Origin of the sequence: Streptomyces sp. WMMC500 (assembly GCF_027497195.1) — a bacterium.
Classification (GTDB): Bacteria; Actinomycetota; Actinomycetes; order Streptomycetales; family Streptomycetaceae; genus Streptomyces.
Genome location: NZ_CP114905.1, coordinates 7,624,874 through 7,643,210 on the forward strand (window position 1 = coordinate 7,624,874; position 18,337 = coordinate 7,643,210).

Genomic DNA, 18,337 nt, shown 5'->3' on the forward strand with positions numbered 1-18,337 from the left:
GAAGGTGTCCATCCGGCCCCGATAGGGAGACCCTCGTGTCCCGTCTGCGTTCCGCGCGCCGTGCACCGCTGCCGCCGCGCCGTGTTCCGCGCGCCGTGCGCCCCGCGCCGCGGCTGCCGCGCTCCGCGCACCTCGCCGGCACCGCGGCCGTCGCCCTGGCCCTGTCCGTCGCCGCGGCGTCCTGCGCCGCACCGGGGCAGGGAAGCCGCGCGGCCGCCGCCGACCCGGCCGCGGAGCTGGTGCTGCAGCCCGTCGCCGACCGGGAGCACGACCCGTTCACCCCGAGCACCGCGACACCCGACGGCGCCGACCCGTCGCCCTCGCCCACCGCCGCGCCGCCCGACAGCACCCCGCCGGCGGAGCCGGGCAGGCACCAGTCGGTGCCGGGCGGACAGGCCGGTCTCTACGGCGGCGTACGGAACGTCGCGAGCTGCGACGTCGACAAGCAGATCGCGTTCCTCGGCCGCGACGCCGACAAGCAGGCGGCGTTCGCGCGGACCCTGCGGGTCGACGAGGGTGACCTGCCGGGCTATCTGCGCGAGCTGACCTGCGTGCTGCTGCGCGCCGACACCCGCCTGACCGGCCACGGCTTCGCGGGCGGCGAGGCGAGCCCGTTCCAGGCGGTGCTGCAGGCCGGCACCGCGGTGCTGGTCGACGACACGGGCGTACCGCGGGTGCGGTGCGCGAGCGGCAGCCCGCTGACGGAGCCCGAGAAGCTGAGCGGCGACGGCCGCTACGGCGGCACGGCCTGGCGCGGTTACCGGCCGTCGCGGACCGTCGTGGTCACGCCGGCGGACCGGGCGCTGTCGAAGCTCGTCATCGTGGACATCACCACGGACCTGTGGTTCGAGCGGCCGGTCGGCGCGCGACCCGGCGAGGACCGGAAGCTGCCCGAGGCGCCGCGGGACCACTTCGCACCGCCGGCGCCGGGCGGCGGGGCGTCGCCGAGCCCGACCACCGAGCCCACCGGCAGCCCCGGGCCGACCACCACGGGCCCGTCCGACGGACCCGGCACCGAGTCCGGGCAGCCGAGTACCGCCCCGCCGCTGCCGGGCGGCGCCGAGGACCCGGACCACGAGCGCGTCTCCGCGGGCGAGTCGGCGAGGAGCACCGCGTCAGCCCGGTGAACCCGCCGCCTCCTCCGCCGCCGCAGGACCCGGGGCCGTGCCGGGCGCGGCGGGCCCGCGGCGCACCGGCGCCAGCGTGAACCCGCGCGGCATCAGCGTCAGCCGCTCGGCTATCTCCAGCCGGTAGCCGGGGTCGCCGCGCAGCTCGTACCGGCGCAGCAGCAGACCCAGCACGAGCGTCGCCTCGTGCAGCGCGAACTGCCGTCCGATGCACGCCCGCTCGCCGGTCCCGAAGGGCTTGAACACGTGCCCCGGCCGGGCCCGTACCCGCTCCGGCAGGAACCGGTCCGGATCGAAGCGGTCGGCGTCCGCGCCCCACACCGCCGGGTCCCGGTGCAGGGCGGGGATCAGCACCAGGGCCCACGCGCCCGCGCGCATCGGGTGGACGCCGCCCAGCACCGTGTCCGTGCGTGCGGCGCGGGTGAACGCGGGCGCCGTGGGCCACATCCGCAGCGACTCGTCCAGCACCCGGCGCACGTAGCGCAGCTTGCTCACCTGCCGGTACGACGGTTCCCCGGTCCCTCCCCACACCTCGTCCACCTCGGCGCGGGCGCGGGCCGTCACCTCGGGGTGGCGGGAGAGGTAGTACAGCGCGAAGGACAGCGCGCCCGAGGTCGTCTCGTGCCCGGCGACCAGGAACGTGAGGATCTGGTGGCGGATGTTCTCCGGCGCCAGCCGCTCCCCGGTCCGCGGATGCCGGGTGTGGAGCATCAGCCCGAGCAGGTCCTGCGCACCCGGGTCCGGGCGCTCGGTGCGCTCCCGTACGACCTCGTCGACGACGGAGGCGAGATACGCGGCGTCGGCGGCGCCCCGGCGGCCGGGCCCGCGGTTCTTCATGGGGCTGAGCGGCCGGGGCACGGTGCCGCCCTGGGCGTGGCGCAGGGCGCGGACCATGGCGGCGACGAAGGGGTGCTGCTCGGTGCGCTCGAAGGAGCCGAAGTCGTAGCCGAAGCCGGTGTTCGCGATGGTCTCCAGGGTCAGCTTCGTCATGTCCGCGGACACGTCGGGCGCGGTGCCCGCGGCGGCGTGCGCGTCCCAGGCCGCCGTGAGCCGGCGGGCCATCGCGAGCATCACCGGGTGGTAGCGCTCCATCGCCTCGCGGGTGAAGCCGGGCGCGAGGATGTCGTGGCCGAGCTGCCAGTTGGGCTCGTGGCTGTGCGCCGTGAACAGGCCGTCGCCGGCGACGTCGCGCAGGTTGTGCACGGCGAGCACGACGCGCTTGGTGAAGCGCGACTCGTCCGCCAGCTCGGCGACCAGGTCGGCACCGGAGACCACCACGATCTCCAGACCGAAGATCTTGCGCCGGAAGATCGGCCCCAGCTCCCGGGCCATCCGCAGCGAGTCCTGTATGGGCGTGCCCGGGTCGAAGCCGAAGACGTCCCCCAGCACCGGCACCCGGTGGCGCGGGTGGGGGATGCGGGTCAGCTCCGGCCAGGAGCTGGGACGGGTGCGTAAGAACGGCTTCGCCATCGTGCGCCTCCCTTATTGAACTCGGTTCAGTACGCAGCGTGCGGTAGCGCTGAACCGGTGTCAAGTAAGGTGGCGCGATGGCTCGTTCCGGCGCTCGTGGTACGCGGTCGGGGCGCCCGCGCACCCGCATGGGCACCGAGGAGCGGCGCCGGCAGTTGCTGCGGATAGGCGCCGAACTCTTCGCCGAGCGGCCCTTCGACGACGTGTGGATCGAGGAGGTCGCCGAGCGCGCCGGCGTCTCGCGCGGGCTGCTCTACCACTACTTCCCGACCAAGCGGCAGTTCTACGCGGCCGTCGTCCGGCACGAGGGCGAGCGCCTCCTGCACCTGACCGAGCCGGATCCCGCCACGCCCGTCGACCGGCAGGTACAGCAGGGGCTGGAGGCGTACCTGCGGTACGCGGAGGAGCACGCGCGCGGCCTGCGCGCCTTCCACCGCGCCTCGGCCACCGGGGACCGGGAGATCCACGAGATCCACGAGCAGCTCCTCGCCGAGCAGGAGCGGAGGATCGTCGCGGCGCTCGACGCGCAGGCCGCCGCCGGGCTGCTCGACGGACCGTCGCCCGCCGCGCTGCGGCTCGCGGTGCACGGGTGGCTGGCGTTCGTCACGGCGGCGGTCCTGGACTGGCTGGAGCGCGGGGAGCCGTCGCGGGCGGAGGTACGGGAGGTGTGCACGCGGGCGCTGCTCGGCGCACTGGCGGGTGCGCGGGGAGACTGAGGCGCGGGGGACCCAGGCGCGGGGCCGGGCGCCCCCGCCGCGGGCCGTGCGCCTGTGGGCCGTGCGCCCGTGGGCCGTGCGGCGTGGACCGTGCGGCGTGGGTCGTGCACCGTGGGTGTCCGCCGGTCACCGCGCGGTCGCCGGGGGGGGCGGGCCGCTGTTCGATTCGTAGGGCGCGGGCGGCCGCCGTACGCTGGTGGTATGGCCGCGCGAGCACTGGACGCCACCGGGGCCGCGGAACTCGTACACGCAGCAACCGCCGCGCCCTCCATGCACAACGCGCAGCCGTGGCACTTCCGCTGCCACCTCGGACACCGGACCGTCGAGATCCGCGCCGACCCGGAGCGCGCCCTGCCGGCCTCCGACCCGGACCGGCGCGCCCTGCACCTCGGCTGCGGTGCCGCCACGTGCAACCTGCGCGCCGCCGCGGCCGCCGCCGGCTGGCGCACCGGCACCGTGCTGCTCCCCGACCCGGACGACCCCCTGCTGCTCGCCGTCGTCCGGCTCACCGAGCCGACGCCCGACGCGGACCCCGACGCGGCACTCGCCGGCCTGGAGCCGCAGATCGCCCGCCGCCACTCCAGCCGCTGGCCCTTTACGGACGAGCCGGTCCCGTCCGAGGACCTGGCCGACCTCGTCGAGGCGGCGCGGGCCGAGGGGGCGGACCTGGTCTTCCCCGACGCCTGGCACGCGGCCTCCCTGCTGGAGCTGGTGCGGGACGCCGAGCTCCGCGACGCGGAGACCCCGGAACGGGCCGAGGAGCTGGCCCGCTGGACGCACCCGTGGCCGGACACCGCCGACGAGGGCGTGCCCGGCTACGCCTACGGCCCCCGGCGCCGCGACGGCGCCGCACCGGTGCGCGACTTCGCCGGCGGCGCCGGCCGCGCCGGGCATGCCGGCCCGCCGGGACGGAGCAGCGTGGCCTTCGAGGCCCGGCCGACCATCGCCCTGCTCGGCACCGCGCACGACCGGCCGGCCGACTGGCTGCGCGCCGGCCAGGCGCTGGAGCGCGTGCTGCTCGCGGCCACCCGCGCCGGTCTCGTGGCCTCCCTGACCAGCCAGGCGCTGGAGTGGTCCGACCTGCGCGCCCTCGTACGGGACCCGCTCACCGACGTCGGCCAGGTCCAGATGATGCTGCGCGTCGGCTACGGCCCGCGTGGCCCGACGACGCCGCGCCGACCGATGTCGGAGGTCCTGGAGATCGTGGGCAACCCGCTGCTGTAGCGGGCCGGAAACGACGAACGGCAAGGAGCCCTGCGCTCCTTGCCACTCTCAACTTATAGCGCACCCCGGGGCTTGCGGCAAGGCCCGGGGCCCGGTGCAGAATCTCCCGCCGAGGCCAGGACCTGCGGAAATGGGGATTCATGAACGACGTGATCATCGCCGGCGGCGGCCCGACCGGGCTGATGCTGGCGGCCGAACTGCGGCTGCACGGCGTGCGCGTGGTCGTGCTGGAGAAGGAGCCCGAGCCGACGGCGGTCGTGCGGGCCCTCGGGCTGCACGCGCGCAGCATCGAGGTGATGGACCAGCGCGGCCTGCTGGAGAAGTTCCTCGCGCACGGCACGCGGCACCCGCTGGGCGGGTTCTTCGCCGGCATCACCAAGCCGGTGCCCGAGCACCTGGGCACCGCCCACGGGTACGTCCTCGGCATCCCGCAGCCGGAGATCGAGCGGCTGCTCGACGAGTACGCCCGCGCGCTCGGCACCGAGATCCGCCGCGGCACCGCGCTGACCGGGCTGAGCCAGGACGAGCACGGCGTGACCGTGCAGACGGCCGCCGGCGAGCTGACCGCCCGCTACCTCGTCGGCTGCGACGGCGGCCAGAGCACCGTACGCAAGCTCCTCGGCGTCGGCTTCCCCGGCGAGCCCGCCCGCGTCGAGACGCTGATCGCCGACGTCCGGCTCACCGCGCCGCGCGAGGAGATCATGGCCGCCGTGGCCGACATCCGCAGGACCCGGCTCCGGTTCGGCATCGCGCCCTTCCCCGGTGGCACGTACCGCGTCATCGTGGACGCCGCGGGCCTGGCCGCCGACCGCGGCGTCCCGCCCACCCTCGACGAACTCCGCGCGCGGCTGCGGGCCGTCGCGGGCTCCGACTTCGGCGCGTACGAGCCGACGTGGCTCTCCCGGTTCGGCGACGCCACCCGGCAGGCCGAGCGCTACCGCACCGGCCGCGTCCTGCTCGCCGGCGACGCGGCGCACGTCCACCCGCCGGTGGGCGGGCAGGGGCTGAACCTCGGTGTGCAGGACGCCTTCAACCTCGGCTGGAAGCTGGCCGCCGAGATCGCCGGCCGGGCGCCCGCCGGCCTGCTCGACACCTACCACGCCGAACGCCACCCCGTGGCCGCGGACGTGCTGGACAACACCCGCGCCCAGACGCTGCTGATGTCCCCCGAGCCGGGTCCGCGGTCCGTGCGCCGTCTGCTCGGGGAGCTGATGGACATCGAGGAGGTCAACCTGCGCCTCATTGAGAAGATCATGGCGACCGCCGTCCGCTACGACCTCGGCGCCGGCCACGACCTCCTCGGCCGCCGGCTGCGCGACCTGCGGCTCAAGCGGAACGGCCGGCTCTACGAGCTGACGCGCGCCGGCCGCGGGCTGCTGCTCGACCAGACCGGCCGGCTCTCGGCGGCGGGCTGGGCGGACCGCGTCGACCACGTCGCCGACACCGTCGAGGCGGGCGACGCGCGGGACGCGAGCGACGGCCTGGACGTGCCCGCGGTGCTGCTGCGCCCCGACGGCCACGTCGCCTGGGCCGGGGAGGACCCGGCTGACCTGCGCGACCACCTGGGCCGCTGGTTCGGCGTGCCGGCCGCCTGAACCCCGGCCCGGACGCCCCGGGTTCAGTACTCGGCGAGCAACTGCTCCAGCATCTCCTGGCTCGACTCCTGCTTCTCCGCCGCCGCGCACAGGCCGTCCATGGTCAGGAGATAGCGCTCGACGTCGTTGCGCTTGTCCAGATAGAGGGCGCTGGTCAGTTGCTCGATGTACGCCACGTCCGGGAGGTCCGGCTCCGCGAAGCGCAGGATCGTCAGCGGGCTGACGACGGCGGCGAAGCGGCCGGTGGCCAGCCGGGCCACCTGGACCGTGATGTTCGACAACTCCAGGATCCCGAGGAGGTGCTTGATCTGCGTGCGCATCACCCGGCGCCCGCCGAGCGGGCGGCGCAGCGCCGCCTCGTCGATGACCACCCAGTAGCGCGCCGGCCGGTCGGCGTGGCCCAGGATCTGCTGCCGGCGCAGCCGCAGGTCGACGTGGCGCTCTATGGCCGCCTCGTCCGCGTTCGGGTAGGCGATCTGCGCGAACGCCCGGGCGTAGTCGGCAGTCTGCAGCAGCCCCGGGATGCGCTGGGCCTGGTAGGAGCGGATCAGCGAGGCGGCCTCTTCGAGGCCGAGGAAAGTCTCCATCCAGGCGGGCGTCACATCGCTGTACTGATGCCACCAGCCCGTGGTGTTGGCGCCGCGGGCCAGCGCGAGGTAGTGCTCGCGCTCGACGTCGTCCTCCACCCCGTACAGCGTCAGCAGGGCGGCGATGTCGTGCTCCTTGCAGCCGCCCCGGCCCAGCTCCAGACGGCTCAGCTTGGGCTGCGAGGCGCCGATGGTGCGCGCGGCGGCCTGGAACGTGATGCCGCGCTGCTCGCGCAGCCGCCGCAGTTGGTTGCCGAGGATGATGCGGCGCACGGTGGGGCCGCCTCGGGAAGGGGCAGGCAGAGAGTTCGTCTCCGACATGCTTGGCGCGTGCATCGGGCTCCCAAGGATGATCAGGTCGCGCCCTTCAGTCTCGCATCCAACGCGTCGGCGTGTACAGGGGAAAGCGATTGTTCAAGCCGAATATGCCTCTGGTACGCGGCCGTTACGCGCGCCGTCCGCCCCGGACGTCAGGGCCGCCGCGCCAGCACGGCACGGGCGCGCGGACTGCCGTCCGGCCGCCGCCCCAGCTCCTCCAGCGCGGCCGTCGCCACGGTGAACCCGGCGCGCTCCAGGTCCGCCCGCACGTCCGGCAGGCGGAACGTGCGGTAGTACATGACGAACCGCGGGCGCCACAGGGCGTTGCGCACCCGCATCACGGCGTCGAACCCCCACAGCGCCCAGTAGCCCCGGGATCCCACCGGCGGCGGCGCGGGGATGGGGAAGGCGAAGTACCCGCCGGGCCGCAGCGACCGGAAGACCTGCGCGAAGAGCGCGGGGCGCTCCGCGGGCAGGAAGTGGCCGAAGGCCCCGAAGCTCACCGCGAGGTCGAAGGCGGGCGCGAAGGGCAGGGCCAGGGTGTCCGCCCGAACCCAGCGGGTCGGGGGCGCGCCGGCGTCCGCGTACGCGGCACGCGCCTCGGCGAGCATCCCGGCGCTGAAGTCGACGCCGACGACCTCGCCCGCACCCAGCCGGCGCAAGACCCCGGCCCCCGCGCCCGTACCGGTGCAGACGTCGAGGCCGCGCACGAACGGCCCCAGTGGCTCGACGACGGCGGCGAACGCGTCCAGCACGCGGTCGGGGGTGCGGAACGGCGTGCGGTCGAACTTCGGCGCCAGCAGGTCGTAGCCGCGCTCCGTGGAGGACATCGCCTGCACGGTCAGCTCGAGAAGGGTCGGACCCTCGGGACTGAACATCGCCGATCAGCGTAGCCGCCGGCGGCCGCACCGCCTGCCCGGGCGCTACGCCGCCCCCGACGGTTCGCCCGCCGCGGCCCGCCCGGCGGGCCCCGCGCCGGGCAGCCGCCGGATGCGTGGCACCGGCGACGGCAGCAGCCACAGCACGGCCAGTGTCGCGCCGGCTGTCGCCACCCACAGCGTCGGCCGCAGCCCGAGCGCGCCGCCCAGCGCCCCACCCGCGAGCGCGCCGAGCGGGCGGACGCCGAAGTTGACGGTCTGCAGGGCCCCGAGGACGCGGGAGCGCAGCGCGTCGGGGATGGCCGCGGAGAAGTAGGAGTTGGCCGAGATGTCGAGGATCATCACGCCGAACGCCGAGGCGAACTCGGCGGCCAGCAGCATCCCGGCGACCAGCGGCGTCGGCCCGTCCGCCAGCGGGATCAGCGTGAGCGGCACGCTGAAGCCGGCGAACCCCGCGGTCATCGCGGGGCCCACTCCGAACCGGGCCACGACCCGGGCGGCGAGGACCGCGCCGGCCAGGCCGCCGATGCCGCCGGCTCCGAGCACGACGCCGAGGAGTCCGGGGCCGAGGCCCAGCTCCCGAGTCGCGTAGAGCACGAACAGCGCCTGGAAGATGAAGTTGAAGAAGTTGAGCGTTGCGACCGCGGCGACGCAGGCGCGCATCGCGGGCGTCCGCAGGACCCACCGGATGCCGGTCGTCGCCCGGCTCTTCATTTGCACGGCGGGCGGCGGTTCCGCGGGGGAGATCCGGCCGAGGAAGAGCGCCGAGACGAGATAGCTGAGCGCGTCGAGCAGCAGCGCGAACGGCGCCGTGGCCATCTGCACGAGAGCGCCGCCGAGCCCCGGCCGGGCCGTGAACGCCAGCGCCCGGCTGCCGTTGAGCAGCGAGCTGCCCTGGACGTAACGCTCGACGGGCAGCAGGGCGACGTACACGGTGCCGGCGCAGACGTTGAACAGCGCGCCGAGGGTGCCGACGGCGAAGGCCGCCGCGTACAGGTGCGTGAGCGTCAGCGCGTCGAGCGCGTACGCGACGGGGACGGAGGCGACGGCCGCCATCCGGCCGAGGTCGGCGGCGATCATCACCCGGCGGCGGCTGCGCCGGCGGTCGGCCCAGGCGCCGGCGGGGACGGAGAAGAGTAGCGCGGGCAGCAGCGCCGCGGCGGTGAGGAGGCCCAGGTCGGTGGCGCCGGCGCCGAGGAGGAGCACGGCGGCGAGGGGGAGGGCTATGCGGTGGACCTCGTCGCCGAGGAGGGAGACGCTCTGGGCAGTCCAGTAGCGGCGGAAGGGGCGGTCGCGCAGCAGTTCCGGAACCGCGGGCAGGCGGGCGTGGCGTGTCACGACGGGCGCTGCGGGGGCTCGGCGGCGGGGTCGCCTGCTTCTCCCGGGTCTGTCGGGTCTGTCGGGTCGACGAAGGCCAGGCGCAGGACGCTGACCAGCCGGGCGCCCTCCGGGCGGCGCGCCGGGTCCGCGAAGCGGTCGTCGTAGCGGGACAGCAGCCGGGCCGTGTCCTCCGTCAGCCTGGTCAGCTCCCCCGGCGTGAGGTACAGGCTCCAGTCCCCCGAGTGCTCCGCGGCCTGCCACGCGCGCGGCAGCCGGTGGCGGACGGCGATCGCGGCGCCCAGCTTCCGCACGTACGCCTCCACCTGCGCCATCGTCAGGTCCCCGACGGCCTCGGTCGCGGCGGGGTCGTCGTACGCGGCCTCCCAGTGCGTCGTCCGCGCCGTGGCCCGCCACGGCTTCTCCCGCCCCCGGCCGCCGCCGCTCTGCTCCACGAGCCCGTACTTGGCGAGCATCCGCAGGTGGTACGAGCACCCGGCGACGGACTCCCCGGTCAGCTCCGCGGCCCGGGTGGCGGTGAGCGACCCGTGGCGGCGGAGCAGGCCGACCAGCTCCATCCGGGTGGGGTGGGCGTACGCGCGCAGAGCGCGGGCATCGGTGAGGTCGATACGATCCGGCATGCATCTAAAGGTACCTTTAGAAAGGTTTCTTTAGAAGCCGGGTGCGCCGACCGGGAGGAGAATGGCGGGGATGGATCTGGAGAGCGTTGCGGACGAGCTGTACGCGCTGTCGCCGGGCGAGTTCGTCGCCGCCCGCGGGCGGCACGTCGCCGCGGCGCGTACGGCCGGGGAGCGGGCGCTCGCCAAGGAGATCGCCGCCCTGCGCAAACCGACGCTCGCCGCCTGGGCCGGCAACCTGCTGGTGCGCTCCGCGCCCGAGCAGGTCGACGCGCTGCGCCGGCTCGGGGAGGGCCTGCGCGAGGCGCAGGACCGGCTCGCGGGGGAGCAACTGCGCGAGCTGACCCGGCAGCGCAACGCGCTGGTCGCCGAACTCGCCCGCGAGGCCCGCCGGCTCGCCGCCGAGGCCGGCCAGCCGGTCGGCGACGCCGTCCAGCACGAGGTCGAGACCACCCTCCACGCCGTCCTCGCCGACCCGGACGCGGCCCGCGAATGGGCCGCCGGCCACCTCGCCAAACCCCTCACCACCCGGCCCGGCTTCCCGGGCACCGCCACCACCGCCCGTGCACCCGCGTCCCGCCCCGCCCGCAAGCGCCACCTCAGGGTCGTCGAGGACACCGACAGGGCCCGCCCGGCAGAGCTGGCCCGGGCCCGCGAGGAGTCCAGGGCCGCGGAGCGCCGGGCCCGGGACCAGGACAAGGCGCTGCGCCGCGACGAGTCCCAGCGGGACAAGGCGGAGACCCGACTCGAAGAGGCCACCGCCCGGGTCGCCGAGCTGAGCGACCGGCTCCGGTCCGCCGAGAAGGCCGAAACGCAGGCCCGCGAAGCCCTCACGCAGGCCCGGCGCACGCTGACCGCCACCGCCCGCGCGACCCGCGAGTCCCGCAGGGCGGCGGACCGGGCGGCGGCGAAGCTCGAAGGTCTGGAAGAGGACACCTGAGGGCGTCCCGGCAGCGCACTCCGGTGTCACGCCGGGTCCGCTGTCACGCCCGGTCCGCGGGCGGTGTCTGGATGGGGACCAGATCGTTTGACCGAGGAGAGATCATGACGGTGCGTGTCCCGAAGGCGGAGCTTCCCGGCGAGGTGCAGGAGGCGATGGTGCGGCAGTTCGGCGAGGTGCCCGAGCCCGTGGAGGTGCTGTTCAACCATCCCGACCTGGCCGCCGCCAACCTGGAGTTCGCCGCGAAGGTGGCCTCGTGGAAGGCCGTCGACGCGAGTCTGAAGTCGTACGCCCACATGGCGGTCGCCGCGCTCGTCGGGTGCAGTTGGTGCCTCGACGTCGGCTACTTCCAGGCGCAGCACGAGGACCTGGACCTGGCCAAGGCCAGCCAGGTGCCGCGGTGGCGGGAGTCGGACGTGTTCTCGCCGCTGGAGCGGGAGGTGATGGCGTACGCGGAGGCGATGTCGGTCACGCCGACCACCGTCACCGACGAGCAGGCGGCGAGCCTGCTGCGGCAGCTCGGCACCGCCGGTGTCGTGGAGCTGACCGTGTTCGTCGCGTTCGTCAATCTGTCGACAAGGGCGAACACGGCGCACGGCGTCACCTCGCAGGGCTTCTCGGAGTCGTGCGAGATCCCGCTCGCCGGCCGCCCCGCGGCCGTCGGCCGGGCATGACCGCGACGCCCGACGACCCGTTCGTCACCCACCGCGGCCTGCTCTTCACCGTCGCCTACGAGATCCTCGGGTCGGCGGCGGACGCCGAGGACGTCGTGCAGGAGTCCTGGCTGCGGTGGGACGGCGCCGACCGGTCGCAGGTGCGGGACGCGCGGGCGTACCTCGTACGGACCGTCACCCGGCAGTCGCTCAACCGCCTGCGGACGCTGTCGCGCCGGCGCGAGGACTACGTCGGCGAGTGGCTGCCGGAGCCGTTGCTCACCACGCACGACGTCGCCGAGGACGTCGTGCTCGCGGAGAGCGTGTCGATGGCGATGCTCACCGTGCTGGAGACGCTCGGCCCCACCGAGCGTGCGGTGTTCGTGCTCCGCGAGGTCTTCGACCTGCCGTACGGCGAGATCGCCGGCGCCGTCGGCAAACCGGCGGCCACCGTGCGGCAGATCGCCCGGCGGGCCCGGCAGCACGTCGCTGCCCGCCGGCCGCGGGTGCGGGTCGGCCCGGCCGAGCAGCGGGCGGTGGTGGAACGGTTCCTCGCCGCGCTGCACACCGGGGACCTGCGGGAACTCCTGGAGGTCATGGCGCCGGACGTGGTCCTGGTCGCCGACGGCGGCGGGATCGTGGCCGCTGTGCTCTCCCCGATCCACGGGGCCCGCCCGGTGGCGGAGCTGCTGGCGACGGCGAACCGGGCGTCGCTGGAGACGGCCGCCGTCTGGCTGAACGGCGAACCCGCGGGCCGGCTCGACCTCGACGGCGAGCCGGCGGCGGTGAGCCTGGAGCTGGCCGAGGGGCGGATCACCCGGATCTACCTCGTCCGCAACCCGCACAAGCTCACTCGCCTCGACCACCCCGCCGATCTCACCAGATGACACGCAGACGCCGCGGCCGTCCGCACCGGCGCCGGCCGCGGCGCCGGGTGCGGGCGGCTGTGGCGCCGGGTGCGGGCGCCCGCTGCGCCGCCGCCTCCCGCCGGAGTACTCCGCCACGGCCTCCTCCGGCTCGACCGCGCCTTACTTCTGCGGTAATCGACGCCCGCCCCGCCGCCCCGCATCGTGGACGCATCGATCCGCAGCACCCCTGAGGAGGCCACCCCCATGCCGACGTACGAGACCGCCGTCGCCCGCTACTTCACCGCCTGGAACGCCCACGACCCCGCAGAGCGCGAGCAGGCCGTCGCCGCCGCCTGGACCGAGGACGCCACGTACACCGACCCCCTCGCCGAGGTCAGCGGCCACCCCGGCCTGACCGCCGCGATCGCCGGCGCCCAGGAGCAGTTCCCGGGCTTCGAGTTCCGCCTCCTCGGCCCGGTGGACGGCCACCACGACACGGCCCGCTTCTCCTGGGAGCTGATCGCCCCGGACGGCTCGGCGCCGGTGCAGGGCTTCGACGTCGTCACGCTGGCCGAAGACGGCCGTATCCGTTCCGTGTTCGGTTTTCTGGACCGAGTGCCGGACTGACGCGGGCCCCCACGGCAGACTGGTGCGGGTCGTGGCCCGAACCGATCCGCACCAGGAGCGCCGATCATGGACGAGCAGCACTTACCCGACGGAGCGAGGGAGCTGGACCAGCAGCGGCCCCACTCGGCGCGCGTCTGGGACTACTGGCTGGGGGGCAAGAGCAACTACGAGGTCGACCGCGCGGCCGGCGACCAGTTGCAGGAGGCCGTGCCCGACGTCGTGGAGGCCGCGCGGGCCGACCGCGGTTTCCTCACACGGTCGGTGCGCTGGCTGACCGCCGAGGCCGGGATCCGCCAGTTCCTCGACCTCGGTGCCGGACTGCCCACCAACCAGAACACCCACGAGGTCGCGCAGGCGGCGGCGCCCGAGGCCCGCGTCGTCTACGTGGACAACGACCCCCTTGTTCTGCGGTACGCCGAGGCGCTGCTGTCCAGCGGCCCGCAGGGCGCCTGCCGCTACCTCGACGCCGACGTACGCGACGTGGACGTGATCCTGGAGCAGGCGGCGAAGACCCTGGACTTCACGCGGCCCGTCGCGGTCATGATGCTGGGGATCGTGCAGTTCATCATCGACGACGCGGCGGCACGCGAGGTCGTGGGACGGCTCGTCGAGGCCGTGCCCCCGGGCAGTTGCCTGGCGATCGCCCACCCCGTCAAGGGGGTCAGCAGCGACGTGGACCGGGTCCTGCAGATGTGGAACGACACGGGCGTGGACCCGCAGACGCTGCGTACCCCCGCCGACGTCGCCGGCTACTTCGAGGGCCTGGAGATCGTCGAACCCGGGGTCGTCCCCTGCGCCGAGTGGCGGCCCGAGATCGCGGACGTCGGCGACCAGCGCGCGGTGGCGCCCTGGCGGCTCTGCGCCGTGGGCCGCAAACCCTGACGCCGGCGGGGCCGCCCCGTCAGCGGTCCTCGGCGACCTGGATGATCGTCTTCCCGGGAGTGCGCCGGCCGGGGGCGAACGCGTCCGCCGCCTCCGCGAGCGGCCGTACGCTCCCGACCAGCGGCTTGACCCGTCCGTCGCGCAACCGCCGCGCCAGCTCCACGAGGCGGGCCCGGTCGGCTTCGACGACGAAGAAGACCGCGCGTCCGTCGCGGGGCCGGACCGTGACCGGCTCGGCGATGGTCACCAGCGTGCCGCCGGGGCGGACCAGGGCGGCGGAGCGCTCAAGGATCTCGCCGCCGATGACGTCGAAGACCACGTCGCACTCGCCGGCGTCCTCCAGACGCTCCGCGTCCAGGTCGAGGAACGTGTCCACACCCAGCTCCAGGGCGGTGGCCCGGGAGGCGGCACGGCCGGTGCCGATCACCCGGGCGCCCGCCTCGCGGGCCAACTGCACGGCGACGGACCCGACCCCGCCGGCCGCGCCGTGGATCAGCACGGTCTGCCCGGTGGTGAGCCGGCCGTGGTCGAACAGCGCCTGCCAGGCGGTGAGTCCGGAGATCGGCACCGCCGCCGCGGTGACGTGGTCGACGTCGGCGGGCAGCGGCGCGAGGTTGCGCGCCTCGACGGCGGTGTACTGCGCGAGCGAGCCGTTGCGGGTCCAGTCGGCGAGCCCGTAGACCCGCTGACCGACGGTCAGCCCGGTCGTGCCGTAGCCGAGTTCGGCGACCACGCCGGACAGCTCGTGCCCGGGCACGCTCGGCGTACGGTCCCGGCCGGCGCGGTCGGTCCACGTGCCCGGCCAGGTCAGCTCGCCGGGGGTGAACCCGGCCGCGTACACCTTCACGATGACGTCGTTCTCGGCGGCGTGCGGGTGGGGCAGGTCCGTCAGGGACATCCCTGCCGGGCCGGCGTCACGGTCGCGGACGGTGATGGCTTGCACAGGATCCGGGCTCCTTACCAGGCGGTCGGGGGTGACTGCCCGCTCCGAACATAGCCGTGCCCCCGCCGGCGAGACGAGCCGACTCCCGCCCGCCGCCGCGATCGGCGCAGCCGAACGGGCCCCGGTGGGCCGACGTCATCGCCGGGCGCCTCGCTCGGCGGCGTCGAACGCGGGAGCGAGCGGCGCCAGCGCCGCGCGGAGCAGGTCGGGCAGGGAGCCCGAGGGCACGACCAGTCCGCCGGAACCGGAACTCCCGGCGGCTCCCGCGGTCCCGGCCGGCTGGAGCCAGCCTTCGCACGCGATGCGCACCGCCGCGGCTGCGCTCGCCGCGAGCACGCGAGCCGTGTGCGCTCCGGCGTCGCCCAGGCGTTCGGCGATCACCGCCGTGAGCGGGGCCTCGATGCCGGAGGTGGTGTCGAGGAACGCCTCGCGCAGTGCGGTCCGGCTGGTGATCAGCAGCAGCACCTCGCGTTCGCGCTCCCCGGTGTGCGTGTACTGCTCGACCACAGCTTCGGTGACGGCGTCGGCCAGGCGCTCTCCCGCGGGCCGGGCCGCGACCGCCGCAGCGACGCGCGCCTCCCGGTCCGCGGTGACGGCGGAGACGATCGCCTGCTCGCGGCTGGCGAAGTAGTTGTTGTAGGTGCGCGGCGAGACGCCGGCCGCCTCGGCGATGTCCTCGACCCGCACCCGGTCCGGTCCGCGCTCCACGGCCAGGCGCAGGGCCGCCGCGCGCAGCGCCTCGCGCGTGGCCTGCTTCTTCCGTTCCCGCAGCCCCGGTGGTGTCGTCACGTCGCCAGCGTTCCACAGAAGACTGCGTGTACGCAAACTTGCGTGCACGCACTTTTCCTGTCAGTCTCGGCCCGGCCCCGACCGACGGAGAGGACTCACCGTGCGAGCAAGAGGAATGACCTACGACACCGGACTCGTCGTGCACGGCCGGATATCCCGCGAGCAGTTCGATCCCGCGGTGGTCCGGCGCGAGCTCGCCGTCATCCGCGACGACCTGCACTGCAACGCGGTCCAGATCATCGGCGGCGACCCGGACCGCCTGGCGCAGGCCGCCGCCACCGCCGCCGAACTCGGCCTGGAGGTCTGGTTCTCGCCCTACCCGCTGGAACTGGATCCCGAGCAGATCCTCACGCTCTTCCGCGACTGCGCCGAGCGGGCGGAACGGCTCCGGCGGCGCGGGGCCACCGTCGTGTTCGTCGCGGGGGTCGAGCTGAGCGTGATGAACCACGGGTTCCTGCCCGGGGACAGCCCCGAGGAACGGGTCGAAGGACTGATGAGCCGACCAGAGCGGCGGGCCGAAAGTCTGCGCGAGCTCGGCGTACGCGTCAACGCGTTCCTCCGCGACGCCGCGGCCGCCGTCCGCGAGCGGTTCCGGGGCATGCTCACCTATGCGTCCATCCAGTTCGAGCAGGTCGACTGGACTCCCTTCGACATCGTGACGTTCGAGCTGATCCGCTCCGCCGAGGTCGCCGACCGGTTCCCCGACGCGGTGCAGGCCCTGGCCCGGGGCCCGAAGCCGCTCGCCGTCACCGGGTTCGGCACCGCGGCCTACCGCGGCGCGGGAGACCGCGGCGGGCGGGTGCTCGACGTGGTCGAGTACGACCCGGAGACCAGGGCCCCCGTGCGGCTGACCGGCGTGTACGAGCGTGACGAGGCCGGCCAGGCCGCCTATCTGAGCGAACTGCTCGACATCTTCGAGACCGCGGGCGTGGACAGCACGTTCGTGTTCCTGTTCGCCCTGCCCGGCTTCCCCCACCGCCCCGGCGGCGACCCCAGGGACGACCTGGACCGGGCGGGACTGGGCATCGTCAAGCTCCTCGAAGGGGGCCGCGGGCAGACGTACCCCGACATGGACTGGGAACCCAAGGCCGCCTTCACGGCAGTCGCGCAGCGGTACCTGCGCGGCATGCGAACGGCCCGGCCGCCGGCGTGATATTCGTGGCCCGGAACGCACAGCTCACCGCAGATGCGGTCCCGGTAAGGGGCGCCGACCCGGAGGGGGTCGCATGACAGCGACCCGTGCTGTCGGATAGTGGAGGCGAAGCCCCCGGGAGACGCGACCTCCCGGCAGGGCCCACGAAGGAAGGACGGCAGTAATGAGCGCTACCGCACAGATCGGTGTCACGGGGCTCGCGGTGATGGGCCGCAACCTGGCGCGCAACTTCGCCCGCAACGGCTACACCGTGGCGCTGCACAACCGCACCGCCTCGCGCACCCGTGACCTGGTGGCGGAGTTCGGCGGCGAGGGAGACTTCGTGCCCACCGAGAGCGCCGAGGACTTCGTGGCGGCGCTCGAACGCCCCCGGCGACTTGTGATCATGGTCAAGGCCGGCGAGCCGACGGACGCCGTGATCGAGGAGTTCGCGCCGCTGCTCGAACCCGGCGACATGATCATCGATGGCGGCAACGCGCACTTCGCCGACACCCGCCGGCGTGAGCAGGCCCTGCGCGAGCGGGACATCCACTTCGTCGGCACCGGCATCTCCGGAGGCGAGGAAGGCGCGCTGCACGGGCCGAGCATCATGCCCGGCGGCAGCGTCGCGTCGTACGCCTCGCTCGGCCCGATGCTGGAGAAGATCTCGGCGAAGGCGAAGGACGGCGCCCCGTGCGTGGCGCACGTCGGCCCGGACGGCGCCGGCCACTTCGTGAAGATGGTCCACAACGGCATCGAGTACTCCGACATGCAGTTGATCGGCGAGGCGTACCAACTGCTGCGGGACATCGGCGGGTACACCCCCGCCCAGATCGCCGAGACCTTCCGCACCTGGAACACCGGCCGTCTCGACTCGTACCTGATCGAGATCACGGCGGAGGTCCTCGCCCACGTGGACGCGGACACCGGCAAGCCCTTCGTCGACGTCGTCGCCGACCAGGCCGAGCAGAAGGGCACCGGCCGCTGGACGGTGCAGACCGCCCTCGACCTGGGGGTGCCGGTCCCGGGCATCGCCGAGGCGGTCTTCGCCCGCTCCCTGTCCGGGCACACCGACCTGCGGGCTGCGTCCGCGCACTTGGCGGGCCCGAAGCCGCAGCCGCTGGCCGGGGGAGAGGCGGAGGCGTTCGCCGACCAGGTCGAGCAGGCGCTGTACGCCTCGAAGATCGTGTCGTACACGCAGGGCTTCCACGAGATCGCCGCGGGCAGCGCCGCGTACGACTGGAACATCGACCCGGGCGCGGTGGCCCGGCTCTGGCGCGGCGGCTGCATCATCCGCGCGGCGTTCCTCGACCGGATCAGCGCGGCGTACGGCGCCGAGCCGGCCCTGACCTCGCTCCTGGCGGACAAGGGCTTCGCCGACGAGATCGCCGCCGCGCAGCACGACTGGCGGGCCGTGCTGAACGCCGCGACCACGCAGGGCGTTCCGGCTCCGGGCTTCGCGGGGGCGCTGGCCTACTACGACGCGCTGCGTGCCGAGCGGCTGCCCGCGGCTCTCACCCAGGGCCAGCGCGACTACTTCGGCGCCCACACCTACCGGCGCGAGGACCGCGAAGGGACCTTCCACACCCTCTGGGGCGGCGACCGCGCCGAGGTGCCGGCCTAGCAGTACGGACGGTGAGCGGTGGGCGGCGG

18 protein-coding genes are annotated in these 18,337 nt (G+C 74.6%); 11 read left to right on the plus strand and 7 right to left on the minus strand.

All coding sequences use genetic code 11. From position 1 onward, the window contains the following. Window positions 1-35 precede the first annotated feature (35 nt). Entirely contained in the window at window positions 36-1,127 is a 1,092-nt protein-coding gene (locus O7599_RS32870; RefSeq protein WP_281619243.1) for a DUF6777 domain-containing protein, read from the plus strand. On the opposite strand, the gene O7599_RS32875 is transcribed toward O7599_RS32870, so the two are convergent. Beyond that, a complete protein-coding gene (locus O7599_RS32875) occupies window positions 1,116-2,597 on the minus strand; it encodes a cytochrome P450 (RefSeq protein ID WP_281619244.1) in 1,482 nt (493 codons plus the stop codon). The two genes, O7599_RS32870 and O7599_RS32875, sit on opposite strands and share 12 nt — an antisense overlap. Window positions 2,598-2,674: 77 nt before the next feature. Between O7599_RS32875 and O7599_RS32880 the strand changes: the two genes are divergently transcribed. The 3 genes from O7599_RS32880 (at window position 2,675) to rox (ending at window position 6,132) form a co-directional block, all read left to right on the plus strand. Then, window positions 2,675-3,313 carry a TetR/AcrR family transcriptional regulator gene (locus tag O7599_RS32880; protein WP_281619245.1) on the plus strand — a complete coding sequence of 213 codons (639 nt, stop codon included), beginning with the start codon at window positions 2,675-2,677 and terminating at the stop codon, window positions 3,311-3,313. Between the two features lie 201 nt (window positions 3,314-3,514). Beyond that, window positions 3,515-4,537 carry a nitroreductase family protein gene (locus tag O7599_RS32885; protein ID WP_281619246.1) on the plus strand — a complete coding sequence of 341 codons (1,023 nt, stop codon included), beginning with the start codon at window positions 3,515-3,517 and terminating at the stop codon, window positions 4,535-4,537. 140 nt (window positions 4,538-4,677) lie between these two features. After that, window positions 4,678-6,132 (plus strand): rifampin monooxygenase, encoded by a 1,455-nt coding sequence (rox, locus tag O7599_RS32890; protein WP_281619247.1) that lies wholly within the window; start codon window positions 4,678-4,680, stop codon window positions 6,130-6,132. A 23-nt stretch (window positions 6,133-6,155) separates the two neighbouring features. Here the strand turns inward: rox and O7599_RS32895 are convergent, their stop codons facing one another. The 4 genes from O7599_RS32895 to O7599_RS32910 form a co-directional block, all read right to left on the minus strand. Then, window positions 6,156-6,992, minus strand: a complete 837-nt coding sequence (locus tag O7599_RS32895; RefSeq protein WP_281619248.1) for a helix-turn-helix transcriptional regulator — start codon at window positions 6,990-6,992, stop codon at window positions 6,156-6,158. A 197-nt stretch (window positions 6,993-7,189) separates the two neighbouring features. Continuing rightward, window positions 7,190-7,915, minus strand: a complete 726-nt coding sequence (locus tag O7599_RS32900) for a class I SAM-dependent methyltransferase (RefSeq protein ID WP_281619249.1) — start codon at window positions 7,913-7,915, stop codon at window positions 7,190-7,192. Window positions 7,916-7,960: 45 nt separating this feature from the next. Beyond that, a complete protein-coding gene (locus O7599_RS32905; protein WP_281619250.1) occupies window positions 7,961-9,253 on the minus strand; it encodes an MFS transporter in 1,293 nt (430 codons plus the stop codon). Further along, entirely contained in the window at window positions 9,250-9,873 is a 624-nt protein-coding gene (locus O7599_RS32910) for a helix-turn-helix domain-containing protein (protein ID WP_281619251.1), read from the minus strand. The genes O7599_RS32905 and O7599_RS32910 overlap by 4 nt, the downstream gene beginning before the upstream one ends. 70 nt (window positions 9,874-9,943) lie before the next feature. On the opposite strand from O7599_RS32910, the gene O7599_RS32915 reads away from it, so the two are divergent. The 5 genes from O7599_RS32915 (at window position 9,944) to O7599_RS32935 (ending at window position 13,820) form a co-directional block, all read left to right on the plus strand. Next, window positions 9,944-10,810, plus strand: a complete 867-nt coding sequence (locus tag O7599_RS32915) for a hypothetical protein (protein ID WP_281619252.1) — start codon at window positions 9,944-9,946, stop codon at window positions 10,808-10,810. A gap of 104 nt (window positions 10,811-10,914) precedes the next feature. Beyond that, complete coding sequence (locus tag O7599_RS32920) at window positions 10,915-11,484, plus strand: carboxymuconolactone decarboxylase family protein (protein ID WP_281619253.1); 570 nt, start codon at window positions 10,915-10,917, stop codon at window positions 11,482-11,484. Next, on the plus strand, window positions 11,481-12,350 hold the full coding sequence (locus O7599_RS32925; RefSeq protein WP_281619254.1) for an RNA polymerase sigma-70 factor: 870 nt from the start codon (window positions 11,481-11,483) through the stop codon (window positions 12,348-12,350). Before O7599_RS32920 ends, O7599_RS32925 begins: the two co-directional genes overlap by 4 nt. A gap of 225 nt (window positions 12,351-12,575) precedes the next feature. Next, the gene (locus tag O7599_RS32930; protein ID WP_281619255.1) at window positions 12,576-12,938 is read left to right on the plus strand and encodes a nuclear transport factor 2 family protein; all 363 of its coding nucleotides are present in this window, start codon (window positions 12,576-12,578) and stop codon (window positions 12,936-12,938) included. A 66-nt stretch (window positions 12,939-13,004) separates the two neighbouring features. Further along, window positions 13,005-13,820 (plus strand): SAM-dependent methyltransferase, encoded by an 816-nt coding sequence (locus O7599_RS32935; RefSeq protein WP_281619256.1) that lies wholly within the window; start codon window positions 13,005-13,007, stop codon window positions 13,818-13,820. Between the two features lie 19 nt (window positions 13,821-13,839). On the opposite strand, the gene O7599_RS32940 is transcribed toward O7599_RS32935, so the two are convergent. Together O7599_RS32940 and O7599_RS32945 are read right to left on the minus strand one after the other, a co-directional pair. Next, on the minus strand, window positions 13,840-14,763 hold the full coding sequence (locus O7599_RS32940) for an NADP-dependent oxidoreductase (protein ID WP_281619257.1): 924 nt from the start codon (window positions 14,761-14,763) through the stop codon (window positions 13,840-13,842). Between the two features lie 135 nt (window positions 14,764-14,898). After that, window positions 14,899-15,552: a TetR/AcrR family transcriptional regulator gene (locus O7599_RS32945; RefSeq protein WP_281619258.1), complete on the minus strand. Its 654-nt coding sequence runs from the start codon at window positions 15,550-15,552 to the stop codon at window positions 14,899-14,901. 115 nt (window positions 15,553-15,667) lie between these two features. On the opposite strand from O7599_RS32945, the gene O7599_RS32950 reads away from it, so the two are divergent. Both O7599_RS32950 and gndA read left to right on the plus strand, forming a co-directional pair. Continuing rightward, window positions 15,668-16,705 (plus strand): hypothetical protein, encoded by a 1,038-nt coding sequence (locus O7599_RS32950; protein ID WP_281623619.1) that lies wholly within the window; start codon window positions 15,668-15,670, stop codon window positions 16,703-16,705. 163 nt (window positions 16,706-16,868) lie between these two features. Further along, window positions 16,869-18,308 (plus strand): NADP-dependent phosphogluconate dehydrogenase, encoded by a 1,440-nt coding sequence (gndA, locus tag O7599_RS32955; protein ID WP_281619259.1) that lies wholly within the window; start codon window positions 16,869-16,871, stop codon window positions 18,306-18,308. Window positions 18,309-18,337 lie beyond the last annotated feature (29 nt).